Genomic DNA, 14,211 nt, shown 5'->3' on the forward strand with positions numbered 1-14,211 from the left:
GATCTCGGCGAGGCATCCAAAGCCTGCCGACCCAAACCGAAACGCGGGCCCGGGCCACCCGGCATCTGGTGACCTCTCCGACCCGGACCGTCTTCTGTGGACGGTGGCTCAGCCCCGAGATCCCGCGTGCTGCCGGAAATCGCTCGGGTTGGTGCCGCGGACCCGTTTGAAGGCCGCGCTGAAGCCGAACGGGTCCGCGTAGCCGACCTCGTGGGCGATGTCCGCCACCGTCGCCGTGTCGCGCTCCAGGAGCAGGTCCGCCGCGAGGGCCATGCGCCAGCGGGTGAGGTAGGTCAGGGGTGGCTCGCCGACCAGGTCGGCGAAGCGCTTGGCCAGCGTCGAGCGGGACACGCCGGTGCGGTCGGCCAGGGCCGCGACCGTCCAGGGTGCCGCGGGCTCCGCGTGCAGCAGGCGCAGGGCGTGGCCGATCACCGGGTCGCGCTGGGCGGCCCACCAGGCCGGGGGCTCGCCGCCGGGGCGGTCGAACCACTCGCGCAGCGTGCAGACCAGCATCCAGTCCAGCAGCCGGTCGAGCACCACCTGCTGGCCCGGCGTGTCGACGGCGGCTTCGGCGGCCAGGTGGTCCAGCACGGCGTCACCCGTGCCGCCGGCGTCCACGCGCAGCACGACCGGCAGCGCGTCCAGCAGCCGGCGGCTGATCTCCCCGCGCACCGGGTAGGCCCCGGTGATCAGGGTCGCCGCCGCGCCGCCGTCGGTCCAGCCGCGCCGGTGCCGCGTCCCGCCCTCCTCGGGCGCCGCGCACAGCTCGCCGCAGGCGACCGGCTCCGCCCGGGTGCCGACCTCGTCGACGAAGGTGAACGTCTTGGGGCCGCGCACGACGACCGTGTCGCGCTCGCGCAGCGGCTCGGGCGGGCCGTGCTCCGGCACGATCCAGCCCGCACCGCCCAGGACGGTGCACAGGGTCAGCGGCGCGCCGTCCACGAAATGCAGGGCCCACGGCGGGGACAGGGCCGAGCTGCCGAACAACGAGCCGTGCGCGCGCACACCGCGGAACAGGTCACCGAACACGTCCACCCGGCCAGACTAGACGAATGGACATGCGAACCGGGCATTCACCTATGGACTCGTCCGAGCCAGGCCCGTTGAATCGGACGTCATGAGCACTGACACGAGTTCCCTGACGGCCGACGACCTCGAGTTCCTCCGGCGCCCGCTGCACGGCTTCCTGACCGTGGCCGGGGCCCAGCCGCGGCCGGTGTGGTTCGAGGCCACCGCCGACGGCACGATCCAGCTGTTCACGGCCCCCGATTCGCTCAAGGTGCGGCGCCTGCGCCGGGACCCTCGCGCGTCGCTCGTCGTCGCCGCGCCGGTGGGGGAGCGGGAGCGCTGGGTGTCGGTCGCCGGCCGCGCCACGGTGGAACCCGGCGGCGCGCACGACCTGAGCCGCCGCCTCGCCGCTCGGTATTGGGACCTCACCGACGCGGACCGCGCCGCCGACCTCGCCGGAATCCTGGCGGAGGACCAGGTTCGCCTCGTCCTCCACCCGGAGACGGTGCACCGCTACACGTTCTGACCGACGCCCGGTTCCCTTCAGTGATATGCTGGGGGTGGCCGAAACAATCGGCCCTCGAAATCTCGGCCCGACATTTTTCCTGCCCGGCGAGATCAGCTACCTCTGCGACCACCGCCGATTCCCGGCGCCGTGGAACAGTTCCGCCCTTGCTCGATCGCTCTTCATTGCGACACACGAAGCCGCTGCTCCACGCGAGCGTGCGCGTGGACCGATGTGAAGGGGAATGTCCATGAACGACGCTGTTCTGGCCCAAACCGTCAACATCAACCCCGGCCTCGCCGCCATCGGCTACGGACTGGGCGCGATCGGCCCGGGAATCGGCGTGGGCCTGATCTTCGCGGCCGTCATCAATGGTACCGCCCGGCAGCCGGAAGCGCGAGGGAAACTGCAGACGATCGGTTACTCGACGTTCGTGCTGACCGAGGTGCTCGCGCTGATCGGCATCGTCGTCTATTTCATCACCGCCACCAAGTGAATCCGCGGTGCGGGCACCCGGCCGGGTGCCCGCACCGAGGGCTCAGAGCAGCGCGAACTTCTGCGCCGCCGATCCGTTGCAGTCGTAGATCTGCAGCCGCGTCCCGTTGCCCGTCGCGCCGCTCGGCGAGTCGAGGCAGCGGCCCGACTGCGGGTTGCGCAGGGAACCGTCCGCCTGCTGCGTCCACCCCTGGCCGCCGACCCCGTTGCAGTCCCACAGCTCGACCTGGGCGCCGTTCGCCGTGCCGTTGCCGACGATGTCCAGGCAGCGGCCCAAGGTGCGCAGCGCGCCGTTCGACAGGTGGAACCAGTGCTGGTCCACGGCGAAGGACTGGCAGTCCCACAGCTGCACGGCCGTGCCGTTCACGCCGTGGTCGTCGCCGGCCACGTCGACGCACTTGCCGCCGGGGCCGGTGATCGGGCCGCCGCCGGTGACCGAGAACTTCTGGGCCGCCGAGGCGTTGCAGTCGTAGATCTGCAGCCGGGTGCCGTTGGCCGTGGCGCCGTTCGGCGCGTCGACGCACCGGCCGGACTGCGGGTTGCGCAGCGAGCCGTCGGCCTGCTGGACCCACTTCTGGCCGCCGACGCCGTTGCAGTCCCACAGTTCCAGCAGTGCGCCGTTCGCCGTGCCGTTGCCGGTGACGTCGAGGCACCGGCCCAAAGTGGACAGTGAGGAGTCGGCGTTGTGCGCCCAGTGCTGGTCGGACGCGTTCGCCTGGCAGTCCCACAGCTGCACGGCGGTGCCGTTGCCGCCGGTGTCGTCGCCGGCGACGTCGAGGCACTTGCCCCCGGGGCCGGAAACCGTGGCCGCGTAAGGAGGTGTCCCGGTCGAGCCGGAGTAGCCGACGGAGACCACGTTGGCCTGCACGGCGTCGTCCGCGGCGTCGGTCGGGTAGCCCGCGGTCATCACGCCCTCGAAGAACGAGCCGATCGAGGCGTTGCTGTTGTCACCGCCGGTGCCGAGCACGATCGAGCCCTCCTGGTGCATCGGCGTGTAACCGTCCGAGGGCAGCGTGCCGTTGTACCAGGTGGTCAGGCCGCCGCTCTGGGAGTTGCCGCCCTTGAGCGCGAACGTCGTCTGGCCGTTGTTCTTCAGCAGCGCCGTGACGAACGGGGTGGCGTTGCCCCGGTTGGCGGTGTTGGAGCGGTTGCCCTGGAACAGCCCGTTCTCCAGGTCGCCCGCGACCCACGGGCCGATCCCGGTGCACGGCGGGAAGTAGCACGTGGTCCCGAGGTTGACCGCGTCCATGTGGCCGTTGCCGGTGTCGGCGATCTGCGCTTCGACGTTGCCGTAGTCGAAGCAGCAGCCGCCGTTGACGTGCGTGCCGCTGGCGACCATGTACATGCCCTCGGGCTGGCCGTTGACCGCGACGCCGGCGCCGACGTAATGCCGGTACCCGGTGCCGGGGGAGACGTAGACGCCGTAGACCTTGTGCCCGCCCGCGGTGACCGGCAGCGCGGAGGCGATGGCGGCGACGTCCTGCCCGCCCGCGGTGCCCGGCCCTTCGACGGTGAGGTCGTTGTGGCGCGGGGACTGGTCGTAGATCACCGTGATGGTGCACGTCGTCCCGGCGCAGAAGGAGTCCTGCGCGGCGGCGTTGGCGTACCCGCCCGCGGCGAGCAGGCCGATGTCGGTCTCGGCGCGGTCGGAGGCGCGCTGCACGCGGTAGAGGTTGCCGGCGTAGGCGGAGTAGAGAGCGCGGGTGGTGCTGTGCGCGGCGACGCACTGCGTGCCGGCGGCGCCGTAGATGTCGCAGGGCAGGGAACCGGCGGCCTGCGACGCGGTGGTCAGGCCGAGCATCGTCCCGAGAACGAGCAGCGCGGTGGTGACGATGGTGAGAAGTCTTCGGCGGGGCACGGGGACCTCACTCTCAAGCCGCAGGTCAGGGACCCGGGCGGATTTTTACAACGTTGTATTTCCGCGAGAGAAGGGGGACTGGGCACATGCGGTGGGGATGGGGCGAGGGTAGGTCCGCGTTCTCGATCGTGTCAACCGTTCACGAGATGCCCGGCCGGGGGTGGCCATCCGGACGGTCTAACGGGGCAGGATCCGTTTCGTGGCGCGGGATGCGGCGCGGCTCGCCGGCGCTATGGGCGTGCCGGGGGACGACGCGTCCGGTGGCCGCGGTCCACGCCCGGAGTCGCGCACGAGGGCGTCCGTCCACAGAGGACGGCAGAGGACCGGGGGCACGGCGCCGCTGGGCATGGCTGACTCCAGGTGAGTCGGCCCCTGGGCGGGTGGCGGCGCCACGCAGAGGGTGAGGTGAATCGGTTCCGAATATCGCCCTCCGGCCCCGGACTTGTCAAGCCTTGACAGGCCGGGGGCGGTGGTATGAACCTTTTCACCGTACGTCCCCGGCCGTCCCGGATGCCCGGGCCCGCCGGTCAGGGGACGCCGGACGACGCCGTCCCCTGACCGGCGGCGGGTCCGCCCCCTTTCCCGGCCAGGGAGGAACCATGCCCACGATCGCTCCGCCGCGGCGCCGACGCCGCGGACCCGCTGCCCGGTTGGCGACGCTCGCGGCGGCCTTCACCGTCGCCGCGCTCGGCTTCGCCGCACCATCGGCCCATGCCGCGGACACCCTGATCTCCCAAGGGAAACCCGTCACGGCGTCGTCGACGGAGAACGCCGGCACGCCCGCTTCCGCCGCGGTGGACGGCAACACCGCCACCCGCTGGTCATCGCAGTTCAGCGATCCACAGTGGATCCAGGTCGACCTCGGCGGCGCGGCGACCGTCTCCCAGGTCAAGCTGAACTGGGAGGCCGCGTACGCCACCGCGTTCCAGATCCAGGTGTCCGACAACGGATCCAGCTGGTCCACTGTGTACCAGACGACCACCGGCACCGGCGGCAACCAGACGCTGACCGTGACCGGCTCCGGCCGCTACGTGCGGCTGAACACGACCGCGCGGGCCACCCCCTACGGTGTCTCGCTGTGGGAGTTCCAGGTCTTCGGTACCGGCGGCGGCACCACCCCGACCGGGCCGGGCACCCCGCCCGACTCCTTCTGGGGCGACACCGGCAGCATCCCGGCCGCGCAGAACGTGCTCATGGTCAAGGTGCTCAACCGGACCAACGGCAAGTACCCGGACAGCCAGGTGTTCTGGAACTTCGGCGGCCAGACCCACTCGATCGCCGAGCAGCCCTACATCGACATGCCGGCCAACTCGGCCGGGCGGATGTACTTCTACCTCGGCACGCCGAACGGCCAGTACGCCGACTTCATCGAGTTCACCGTCGGCCCGGACGTCTTCAACGGCAACACCACCCGGGTGGACGCGTTCGCGCTGAAACTGGCCATGCGCCTGCACGCCCACGACGGGTACGACGTGCAGGTGGGTGACGACTACGGGACCTTCCAGGAGGACCGCGCGGCCACGTTCGCGAAGTTCCAGGCCGAGGTGCCGACCGAGTTCAAGGGCCTGGCGACGGTGAACGCGCCGTACCGGATCCCGGCGCCGGGCAGCGCGCCGGACTTCCGCGCCGGCGGCCGCTACGCGAACTACTTCACCGCCTACGCGCAGTCGGTCGGGGTCAACGAGCCGACGTCGAACATCACCGGCTGCGCCGGTTCGCTGGCCGGCAACCCGAACATGTGCGCGGCGCTGAACCGGCACACCGCGCAGCTGCCGGCGTCGCAGCAGCAGGACCCGGCGAACTACTACAAGGCCGCCCCGGCGAACTACTACGCGAAGTACTGGCACGACCACGGCATCAACCACCTGGCGTACGGCTTCCCGTACGACGACGTGGCCGGCCAGTCGTCGTTCGTCTCCCACGGCGACCCGCAGTGGCTGGAGGTCGCCGTCGGCTGGTGACCGGCAGCGGCGGTGCCCCGGAGCCGGCCGGCCCCGGGGCACCGCTGTCGACGGGGCCCTGTGCGTCGGGTTTCGCCGTGACCGTCGCCGCTCAGCTCCGGGTGCGGGCCACGCCGTCGATGATCGCGGCGGCCGCGGCCATGCCCGCCGCGTTCGGGTGGTACGGGTAGGCCGGTGACGCCGGGGCCGCGCCCTCCAGCCAGCGCGTCGCCGGTGCGGCGCACAGGCCGTGGCCCGCGCTCGGGCCCCGGATGTCCACATAGGACGCCCCGCCCCGCGCGGACCGGTCGGCCAGCATCACCATCAGGCGGTCGAACGTCGCCTGGATGTAGCCCGCGTCGGCGGCGGTGTACGGGTCGGCCGGGTAGCAGCCGCCCGGTTGCCAGTAGGTCAGGTAGCCGGTGACGACCACCCGGGCGGCGGGGGAGCGGCGGTGGATCTCGGCCAGCGCGGCCGCCACCTTCGGTGCGGTGGCGGCGATCCGCGTGGTGAACACGTCGGCGCCGCCGGAGGTGTACTGGTCCCGGCACGACGGGACGACGGGCCGGTCGGGGCTCGCGCACGTCACGAAGGCCGAGCTCAGCGCGATGTCGTTCGCGGCGATCGCGAGCGTCACCAGGTCGGTGTCCCGGCGCAGCGCGTCGAACTGCGGCGCGACGATCCCGGCCTGCCGGCCGGTGAGATCGGCCGTCGTCGCGCCGGAGCAGGTCACGTCCGTGAGCGACGCGCCGAGCCGGCCGGCCAGCACGTGCGGCCAGTTCCGGTCCGACCGCAGGCACGTCGTGTCGATCTGGTCCGGGATCAGCGGTCCCGCCGCCGACGAGTCGCCGAGCGCCACGTACCGGATCCGCGCGCTCGCCTGCGCGGGCGCGGCGACCAGGCACGCCAGCAGCGCCACCACCAGTGCGTACCTCACGAGACCGGCTGCTCTTCGCTCGGCGTGACGGAGAGGTCCTTCACCGCGGCCCGCCGGATCGACCAGCCCAGCACCGGCACCAGCGCGACGGCGACCGCCGCGGCCGCGGCGAACACGTAGTACGGCGCGACGAGGCTGTCCGTCGAGCCTTCGACGAGGCCGTAGACGTACGGGCCGACGAAGCCGCCGGTGATCCCGAGCATGTTGATGAACGCGAGTCCGGCCGCGGCCATCAGGCCGGACAGGCGCGACATCGCGACCGACCAGAACAGCGGCAGCGTGCCGAAGGCGAAGAAGTTCGAGATGAAGAGCAGGCTGATGCTCCACACCGGGTTCCGGGAGACGAGGAAGCCCACGAGGACCAGCAGCACGGCGGCCGCGCAGATCCCGATGAGCGTGACCTCGTGGCCGTACCGGCGCTTGAACCAGGGGAAGAACAGCACGCCGGCCAGCCCCGAGATGCCGCCGCTGCCCGCGACGAGGCCGATCAGGAACGGGCTCTGCAGCCCGAGCGACTGGATGTAGGCGGGGAAGTTGAAGCCGATCCCGCCGCCGATCGACTGGTTGATCAGGTAGATCGCGCCGAGCAGCAGCACGGTCGGGTGGCCGAACGCCCGCCGCAGGTTCCCGCGGACGTGCGTCGGAGAAGCCGCGGTGTCGCCGACGGCCCGTTCCGAAAGCACGGCCGCTTCCTCCGCCGTGAGCCACTTCGCGTCCGTGGGACGGCTGGGCAGGAAGAACCAGACGAAGACGCCGATGAGGACGGTGACCAGGCCTTCGACGAGGAACATCCACTGCCAGCCGCGCAACCCGGCGAGGCCGTGCAGTTCCATCAGCGCGCCGCCGACGGGGGAGCCGATGATGACCGCGACGCAGGGCGCGACGTAGATCAGGCCGACGATCGTGACCCGGTGCTTCTGCGAGAACCACTGCGTGACCATGTACATCATCGCCGGGAACAGGCCCGCTTCCGCGGCGCCGAGCAGCAGCCGCAGGACGTAGAACGACACGTCGTCGCCGACGAACATCATCGCGGCGGAGACGAGCCCCCAGGTGATCGCGATGCGCGTGATCCACAGGCGGGCGCCGACGCGGTAGAGGATCAGGTTGCTGGGCACCTCGAGCAGGGCGTAGCTCACGAAGAACAGGCCGGCGCCGAGCCCGTACGCCGCCGCGCTCAGCCCGATGTCGGCCGCGAGCGAGGTCTTGGCGAGCGCGACGTTGGTGCGGTCGACGTACGACATGAAGTAGGCGATGCCGAGCACCGGCAGCAGCCGCGTGACGGCCTTCCTGGTGGCGAGTTCGTGCAGGAGGTCTCGTGCGTTCGTCATTGGACGCCCTTCAGGTGACTTCTCACTCTGATACCGTCTGACCTGCAATACTACGGAGTATCACGGTAGAGTTCGGCGTGTGTCGGTGTCAACCGCCGGAGTACGGGCGTGCGACGATGGGACACCCGGAGCGAGGAGGACGGCCAGGTGAGCGCGAGCCCCGACGTCGAACCCGGTGCGCGGAGCAGGATCCTCGACGCCGCGGCGGAGGCCTTCATGGCGACCGGGTTCGCCGGCGCCACGATCGACGACATCGCGCGGGAGGTCGGCGCGACCAAGGGCCTGGTGTACTACCACTTCCGGTCGAAGTTCGACATCTTCCTCGCGGTGTACGAGGAGGCGATGGGGCGCGTGCGCGAGCGGATCGAGGTGCACGCCCGCGGTGACGGCACGGGCCGCGACAGGCTGGTCGCGATGTCGGTGGCGCACGTGGTCAACCTGATGGAGGACCTGGCCTACCACCACGTCGTCCACCAGGCGGTGCGCGGCCAGGTGGCGACCGCGCTGAAGGCCCGCCAGGTCGAGGCGCTGCAGGCGCTCAACCGGCTGCGCACGGACTACGAGCAGCTGTTCCGGACGGTCGTGGAAGCCGGCATCGCCGACGGCTCGCTGCGCGCGGTCGACGCATCGCTCGCGACGCGGACGCTGCTGAGCAACCTCAACGCGGTCGACACGTGGTTCCGCCGGATCGACGACCAGCCGGCCGCCGAGGTCCACGACCTGGCGTGCCGGATCGTGGACCTCGTGATCGGCGGCCTGACCGGCTGAGCCCGGTACGGCTCAGCCGGCGGGCCGGCTCAGAACTCGTCCGCCTTGGTCAGCTCGTGCTCGAACGCGTCCGCCCGGGCGACGAGCGTCTTGAGGGGACGCTCGAACTCGTGCTCGATGCTGAGGTCCTCCAGGGGCAGCGTGTGCTTGAGCAGCGCGACCCCGTCCACGATCGCCGCGCCGCCGGCGGCCGACGCCCCGGCCAGCTCGAGCAGCTGCCGCAGGTCGATCTTGTCGGCCCAGCCGACCGGCGAGGAGATCTCGATCCACGCGCCGCCGTCCAGCTCGGGCAGGTGGTGCACCGTCGCCTGCTGCGTCCGGTCCTGCGGCCCGGCGAGGCGGAACCGCAGCCAGTCGCCTTGCTCCTCCAGGACTTCGTACCGCGTCCGGACAAAGTTGATCACATCGGTCCAGGTGGTCACCCGCTCCGCCTCTCGCCTAGGACCTTCCAGCAGGAGGAGCATCTCACGCCGCCCGGGCGCCGGGCACTCCGGACATACCGACGCCGGCGATCAGCCGAGCGCCATGTCCTGGGAACGCGACGGGACGGCGTCGAGCGTGGCGAGCGTCGCGTCGTCGAACACGATCGCGCCGGCGGCGACGTTCTCCTCGAGGTGCCCGGCCGTCGCGGTGCCGGGGATGAGGTGGACGTTCGGGGCGTGGTGCAGCAGCCAGGCCAGCCCGATCTGCGACGGCGTGTGCCCGAGGGACTCCGCGACGGTGTGCACGACCGGCTCGTCGGTCACCTTCGGCAGGCCGGGGAACGCGCCGCCGAGCGGGAAGAACGGCACCCAGGCGATGTCCTCGGCGACGCACAGCTCGAGCATGTCCTCGTCCTCGCGGCTCACGAGGCTGTACGCGTTCTGCACGCAGGCGATGCCGGCCGGGAGCGCGCGGCGCAGGATCTCCAGGGTCACGCTGCTGAGCCCGATCGCGCCGATCTTGCCTTCGTCGCGCATCGCCGTCATGACCTCGAGCTGGTCGTCGAGGTCGACGAGCTGGTCACCTTCGGCCTTGAGCCCGGGCCGGGTGTCCAGGCGGCGCAGGTTCACGACGCCGATCTGCTCGGTGCCGAGGGTCCTGAGGTTGTCCTCGACGCTCGCGCGCAGCTCGTGGGGGCGCTGCGCGGGGCGGAGCCGGATCGGGCCCTCGGGGTTGGGGTCGGCGCCGACCTTGCTGACGACCAAGACGTCGTCGCCGGGCCGCAGCGCGTCGCGGATGACGCCGTTGACGAAGGTGTTGCCGTAGAACTCGGCGGTGTCGATGTGGTTCACGCCGAGGTCGATCGCGTGGCGCAGGAGCGCGACGGCCGCGTCGCGGTCGTCGTGGAGGCGTTCGAGCTGCATGGCCCCGTACCCGACGCGGTGGACGGTGCGGCCGGCGAAGGGGGCGGTGGCGGAAATGGGGGGCATGGTCATCCCGTCCTCGTGCGATGATGGAGAAGCGGAGGAACCTCCGTTAAGTCGACCGTAGCACAACCGGAGGTGCCTCCGCTTTGTCGTCCCCCGATCCGGCGTCCGAACCGGCGTCCGCCGACCGCCCGGTCCGCTCCGACGCGCGCCGCAACCGCGAGAAGCTCGTCGAGGTCGCGCGGGCCGCCTTCGGCGCCGCCGACGGCACCGTCGCGCTCGAAGCCATCGCCCGCGAGGCCGGCGTCGGGATCGGCACGCTCTACCGGCACTTCCCGACCCGCGAGGCGCTCGTCGAAGCCGTCTACGCCGCCGAACTCGACGACGTCGCCACCAGCGCCCCGGCGCTGCTGAAGCGGCTCCCGCCGGAGCTCGCCCTGCGCGCCTGGATGGACCGCTACGTGGCCTTCTTCGAGACCAAGCGCGGAATGGGCGACGTCTTCCGCGCCGGCGTGGCGTCCGGCCGGATCGCGACGCCGGTGACGCGCAAGCGCATCACCGGCGCGATCGGCACGATCCTCACCGCCGGGGCGCGGGCCGGCGTCTTCCGCGCCGACGTCGACCCCGAGGACGTCACGATGCTGGTGCTCGGCGTGCTCCTGTCCACGGCGAACGACACCGAGCCGGAGCGGACCGGGCGCCTGCTGGACCTGGTGGCCGACTCCCTGCGCCCGAAGTAGGTCCGGGCCGTCAGGCCATCACGGCGTCGCGGAAGGCTTCGACGTGGGCGAGCGCGCACTCGGTCGGGAGGTCGGCGGGGATGACGACGCTGCCGGTGATCGTCATGGCCGGCTCGAGCGGGATCGCGCTGACGCGGGTGGAGCTGATCTCGGCGACCTGGTCGGCGGGCAGCACCGCCCAGCTGCGCGGATCGGAGCCGACCTCGACGATCGTGTCCTGGGTCGTGCCCACCGGCCGGCCGAGGCGGGGGCGCACCCCGGCCTCGCGCAGCGCGGCGGTGAGGGCGTCGTGCAGCGGCGGGTCGTGCTGCCGCGCGGGCAGCCGCAGGACGCTGCCGGCCAGTTGCGTGATGCCGACGACCGTCTGGTGCGCGACCGGGTGGTGCCGGGACACGACCGCGAGCAGCGGTTCCGTCCAGGTCGGCAGCACCCGCAGGCCGGGGGCCGAGAGCACGCCCCTGGCCAGGACCACGTCGAGTTCTCCCTGCCGCAGGGCGTTGAGGCGGGCGTCGAGGGGCAGGTCGGCGAGGACGACGTCGAAGGGCGATCCCGCTTCGCGCAGCGAGTCGATGCCGCGCTCCAGCCGCGTGGTGAACCCGGGGGCCGTGCCGATCCGCATGGTGCCCGCGGACGTCTTGGCGGCGAGCCGGACCTGGTCGGCGGCCGCGAGGGCGCCGCGCGCCGCGTCGAGCACCCGGCGTCCGGCCGCGGTGAGCCGCACGTGCCGCGGCGAGCGATCGAACAGCCGGACGCCCAGCTCGCGTTCCAGCCGGGCGATCTGCTGGCTGACCGCGGGCTGCGCGATGTGCAGCCGCTCGGCGGCCCGGCCGAAGTGCAGCTCGTCGGCGACCGTGACGAAGTACCGCAGCGCCCTCAGTTCCACCCGTCCTCCCGCCTGCGACGATAAGGCCACCTTATCGCTGCGCGTGCGCCCTGGATCTGGTTCGGCGCGGGGGAGCGGTGCTGAAGTCGTCTCATGAGTATCGATCTTGGTTTGCTCGGCGCCCACCTGCGCGAGCACGAGGTGTCCCCGGAACGGGCCGCCGGACTCGAGGAAGCCGGTTACGGCACGCTGTGGCTGGACGCCTCGCCGCCGGCCGACCTGAAGCTGGTCGAGCAGCTGCTCGACGCGACCACCCGGATGGCCGTCGGGACGAGCGTGGTGAACGTGTGGACCGCCGACGCGGAGACCGTCGCCGCCTCCTACCACCGGATCGTCGCTCGGCACCCGGACCGGTTCCTGCTCGGTGTGGGGATCGGGCACCGCGAGGTGCATGCCGAATACGCGTCGCCGTACGGAAAGCTGGAGTCCTATGTGGACACGCTGACCGCGGCCGGGGTGCCGGCCGACCGGATGGTGCTGGCCGCGCTCGGCCCGAAGATGCTGCGGCTGGCCGGTGAGCGCACCGCCGGGACCGTCCCGTGCATGATCACCCCCGAGCACACGCGGCGGGCCCGGGCCACGCTCGGCGCGGGGAAACTGGTGCTGCCCGGGCACTTCGCGCTGCTGGAGACCGACCCCGGACGCGCCCGCGCGATCGCCCGCTCCGCCCCGCCGGGCACGGCGCTGCAGGTCACCAACTACACCGCCAACCTGCGACGGCTAGGCTTCACCGACGACGACTTCGCCGAGCACGGCAGCGATCGCCTGATCGACGCCCTCGTCCTGCACGGCGGTCCCGCTGCCATCGCCACGGGTGTTCGCGCGCACCTGGACGCGGGCGCGGACCACGTCGGGATCTACCCGCTCGGCGACGACCCGATCGGCACTCTGCGTGGGGTCGCCGAAGCTGTGTTGCCCTAACCGGACCGCAACCGGGCTGGACGTGATCATCCTTTCGTGTGATGAACATGCGTTCGAGGGGCGGTAATCTTGGTGTGTGGACAGCGAAGCGGTGTGGAAAGCAGATGCGGTGGCCTTGGCCGACCGCATCTCCACGCTGCTCGGTGTCGTGCGGTCCGCTGAGGCTGAAATCGGTTCCCTGCTTGTAGAGATCGAGTCTCGTGGTGTGATGGACCTGTTCGGATATCGCTCTGCTGCCCGATTGTTCGAGCACCTGGCCGATGTTCCCAAGGTGGCCGCCGAACGTGTGGTGAAACGGGCGCGGGCTCTGAACGCCGGGCGTGCTCTCGACGGTAGTCCCGTGCCTGCGGTTGCTCCGGCGACCGGGGCGGCTGCTGCTGGTGGTTCGTTGAGCACTCCGATGGTCGATGCGATTGTCGGGGTTCTGGGGCAGCTTGCGCCCGAGCACCGTGATGACGCCGAGCGGAGCTTGCTGGCCTTCGCTTCCTCGGCTGGGCACAAGCAGGTTGCGGCGTTGGGTGCGCGGATCGTGGCCCACCTCGATCCCGACGGCGCCGAGCCGGTTGGGTCCGAACCTTCTGCGCCCACCCGGGAACTTTCGTTGCGCCGCAAGAGAACCGGGGTGTGGGAGCTGACCGGCCGGTTTGACGAGGAGACCGGCACCCGCGCCGGCGCCTTGCTCGACTCGCTGGCGGAGCGTCGCAGCGGCGACGAGGGTGCGGACTTCCGATCCCCGCAGGAACGCTATGGCGATGCCTTCTCCGACGCGATCGACCTCGCGTTGAACTCGCCGGACCTGCCGATGCAGGCCGGCGAACGAGCGCACGTGATGGTCGCGGTCTCGCTGTCGGACCTGAAGTCCGGCGTAGGCCAGGCCAGCCTCGGCGACACCGGCACCATGTCCGCGGCTGAGGCACGGGTGCACGCCTGCGACAGTATGCTCATCCCCGCAGTGCTGGGCGAGAAGAGCGAACCCCTGAACCTGGGCCGCTTGCGCCGCCTGATCTCCGCCGGTCTGCGCCGAGCGCTGTTCCTGCGCGACCGTGGCTGCGCGTTCCCCGGCTGCCACCGCCCACCCCGGCACTGCCAGGGTCACCACATCCGTCACTGGGCCGAGGGCGGTGCGACAGAGCTGGGCAACCTGGTGCTGTTGTGCGCTCACCACCACCGGCTGCTGCACCGCTCAGGGTGGGAAGTCCGCATTGCTGCGGACGGCCTGCCGGAGTTCCGGCCACCGGCGTTCCTGGACAAACGCCGAAAACCCAGGCGCAACAACCTTCACCAACCGTTGCCGTTCGCGGCTTGACAAGCCAATGGGCCGCTCGACGGCTGCCTCGGCTGGACGGCAGCGGTTCCACCGGCGAACTGGGCAACTCAAGCCGGGCCTGCCGACTTCGCCGTCGGGCGTCGCGCGCACCTGGAGGCGGGTGCGGACCACGTCGGGATCTACCCCGTCGGCGACGACCCGCTCGGCAC

14 protein-coding genes are annotated in these 14,211 nt (G+C 71.4%); 7 read left to right on the forward strand and 7 right to left on the reverse strand.

Annotated elements, in window-relative coordinates:
- Positions 1-108 precede the first annotated feature (108 nt).
- The gene (locus VA596_RS45290; RefSeq protein WP_323336313.1) at positions 109-1,035 is read right to left on the reverse strand and encodes an AraC family transcriptional regulator; all 927 of its coding nucleotides are present in this window, start codon (positions 1,033-1,035) and stop codon (positions 109-111) included.
- Positions 1,036-1,117: 82 nt separating this feature from the next.
- On the opposite strand from VA596_RS45290, the gene VA596_RS45295 reads away from it, so the two are divergent.
- Both VA596_RS45295 and VA596_RS45300 read left to right on the forward strand, forming a co-directional pair.
- Positions 1,118-1,534 (forward strand): pyridoxamine 5'-phosphate oxidase family protein, encoded by a 417-nt coding sequence (locus VA596_RS45295; RefSeq protein WP_323336315.1) that lies wholly within the window; start codon positions 1,118-1,120, stop codon positions 1,532-1,534.
- Between the two features lie 229 nt (positions 1,535-1,763).
- Positions 1,764-2,009, forward strand: coding sequence for an ATP synthase subunit c family protein (locus VA596_RS45300; RefSeq protein ID WP_323336317.1), 246 nt, complete (start codon positions 1,764-1,766; stop codon positions 2,007-2,009).
- 42 nt (positions 2,010-2,051) lie between these two features.
- Here VA596_RS45300 and VA596_RS45305 read toward each other — a convergent pair whose 3' ends face one another.
- Positions 2,052-3,866: an arabinofuranosidase catalytic domain-containing protein gene (locus VA596_RS45305; RefSeq protein ID WP_323336319.1), complete on the reverse strand. Its 1,815-nt coding sequence runs from the start codon at positions 3,864-3,866 to the stop codon at positions 2,052-2,054.
- A 599-nt stretch (positions 3,867-4,465) separates the two neighbouring features.
- Here VA596_RS45305 and VA596_RS45310 point away from each other — a divergent pair.
- Complete coding sequence (locus VA596_RS45310) at positions 4,466-5,827, forward strand: beta-1,3-glucanase family protein (RefSeq protein ID WP_323336321.1); 1,362 nt, start codon at positions 4,466-4,468, stop codon at positions 5,825-5,827.
- Between the two features lie 91 nt (positions 5,828-5,918).
- Here the strand turns inward: VA596_RS45310 and VA596_RS45315 are convergent, their stop codons facing one another.
- Positions 5,919-6,743 carry an SGNH/GDSL hydrolase family protein gene (locus tag VA596_RS45315; protein WP_323336323.1) on the reverse strand — a complete coding sequence of 275 codons (825 nt, stop codon included), beginning with the start codon at positions 6,741-6,743 and terminating at the stop codon, positions 5,919-5,921.
- Positions 6,740-8,074, reverse strand: coding sequence for an MFS transporter (locus VA596_RS45320; RefSeq protein ID WP_323336325.1), 1,335 nt, complete (start codon positions 8,072-8,074; stop codon positions 6,740-6,742). The genes VA596_RS45315 and VA596_RS45320 overlap by 4 nt, the downstream gene beginning before the upstream one ends.
- A 108-nt stretch (positions 8,075-8,182) precedes the next feature.
- On the opposite strand from VA596_RS45320, the gene VA596_RS45325 reads away from it, so the two are divergent.
- Positions 8,183-8,842, forward strand: a complete 660-nt coding sequence (locus tag VA596_RS45325) for a TetR/AcrR family transcriptional regulator (RefSeq protein WP_323336327.1) — start codon at positions 8,183-8,185, stop codon at positions 8,840-8,842.
- 29 nt (positions 8,843-8,871) lie between these two features.
- On the opposite strand, the gene VA596_RS45330 is transcribed toward VA596_RS45325, so the two are convergent.
- Both VA596_RS45330 and VA596_RS45335 read right to left on the reverse strand, forming a co-directional pair.
- Complete coding sequence (locus tag VA596_RS45330) at positions 8,872-9,264, reverse strand: hypothetical protein (protein ID WP_323336328.1); 393 nt, start codon at positions 9,262-9,264, stop codon at positions 8,872-8,874.
- Positions 9,265-9,354: 90 nt separating this feature from the next.
- Positions 9,355-10,254, reverse strand: coding sequence for an aldo/keto reductase (locus VA596_RS45335; RefSeq protein WP_323336329.1), 900 nt, complete (start codon positions 10,252-10,254; stop codon positions 9,355-9,357).
- 83 nt (positions 10,255-10,337) lie between these two features.
- Between VA596_RS45335 and VA596_RS45340 the strand changes: the two genes are divergently transcribed.
- Positions 10,338-10,931, forward strand: a complete 594-nt coding sequence (locus VA596_RS45340) for a TetR/AcrR family transcriptional regulator (protein ID WP_323336331.1) — start codon at positions 10,338-10,340, stop codon at positions 10,929-10,931.
- A 10-nt stretch (positions 10,932-10,941) separates the two neighbouring features.
- Here the strand turns inward: VA596_RS45340 and VA596_RS45345 are convergent, their stop codons facing one another.
- On the reverse strand, positions 10,942-11,814 hold the full coding sequence (locus VA596_RS45345; RefSeq protein WP_323336333.1) for a LysR family transcriptional regulator: 873 nt from the start codon (positions 11,812-11,814) through the stop codon (positions 10,942-10,944).
- Between the two features lie 93 nt (positions 11,815-11,907).
- Between VA596_RS45345 and VA596_RS45350 the strand changes: the two genes are divergently transcribed.
- Entirely contained in the window at positions 11,908-12,735 is an 828-nt protein-coding gene (locus tag VA596_RS45350) for a TIGR03620 family F420-dependent LLM class oxidoreductase (protein WP_323336335.1), read from the forward strand.
- Positions 12,736-12,811: 76 nt separating this feature from the next.
- On the forward strand, positions 12,812-14,041 hold the full coding sequence (locus VA596_RS45355) for an HNH endonuclease signature motif containing protein (protein ID WP_323336337.1): 1,230 nt from the start codon (positions 12,812-12,814) through the stop codon (positions 14,039-14,041).
- The last annotated feature ends 170 nt before the right edge of the window (positions 14,042-14,211 follow it).

The sequence above is a fragment of the Amycolatopsis heterodermiae genome, assembly GCF_034929455.1.
Classification (GTDB): Bacteria; Actinomycetota; Actinomycetes; order Mycobacteriales; family Pseudonocardiaceae; genus Amycolatopsis; species Amycolatopsis heterodermiae.

Excerpts from the sequence above, each read along its gene's own strand:
- VA596_RS45295 (WP_323336315.1), top strand. The coding sequence starts at position 1,118 with ATGAGCACTGACACGAGTTCCCTGACGGCCGACGACCTCGAGTTCCTC.
- VA596_RS45300 (WP_323336317.1), top strand. The coding sequence starts at position 1,764 with ATGAACGACGCTGTTCTGGCCCAAACCGTCAACATCAACCCCGGCCTC.
- VA596_RS45310 (WP_323336321.1), top strand. The coding sequence starts at position 4,466 with ATGCCCACGATCGCTCCGCCGCGGCGCCGACGCCGCGGACCCGCTGCC.
- VA596_RS45320 (WP_323336325.1), bottom strand. The coding sequence starts at position 8,074 with ATGACGAACGCACGAGACCTCCTGCACGAACTCGCCACCAGGAAGGCC.
- VA596_RS45335 (WP_323336329.1), bottom strand. The coding sequence starts at position 10,254 with ATGCCCCCCATTTCCGCCACCGCCCCCTTCGCCGGCCGCACCGTCCAC.
- VA596_RS45350 (WP_323336335.1), top strand. The coding sequence starts at position 11,908 with ATGAGTATCGATCTTGGTTTGCTCGGCGCCCACCTGCGCGAGCACGAG.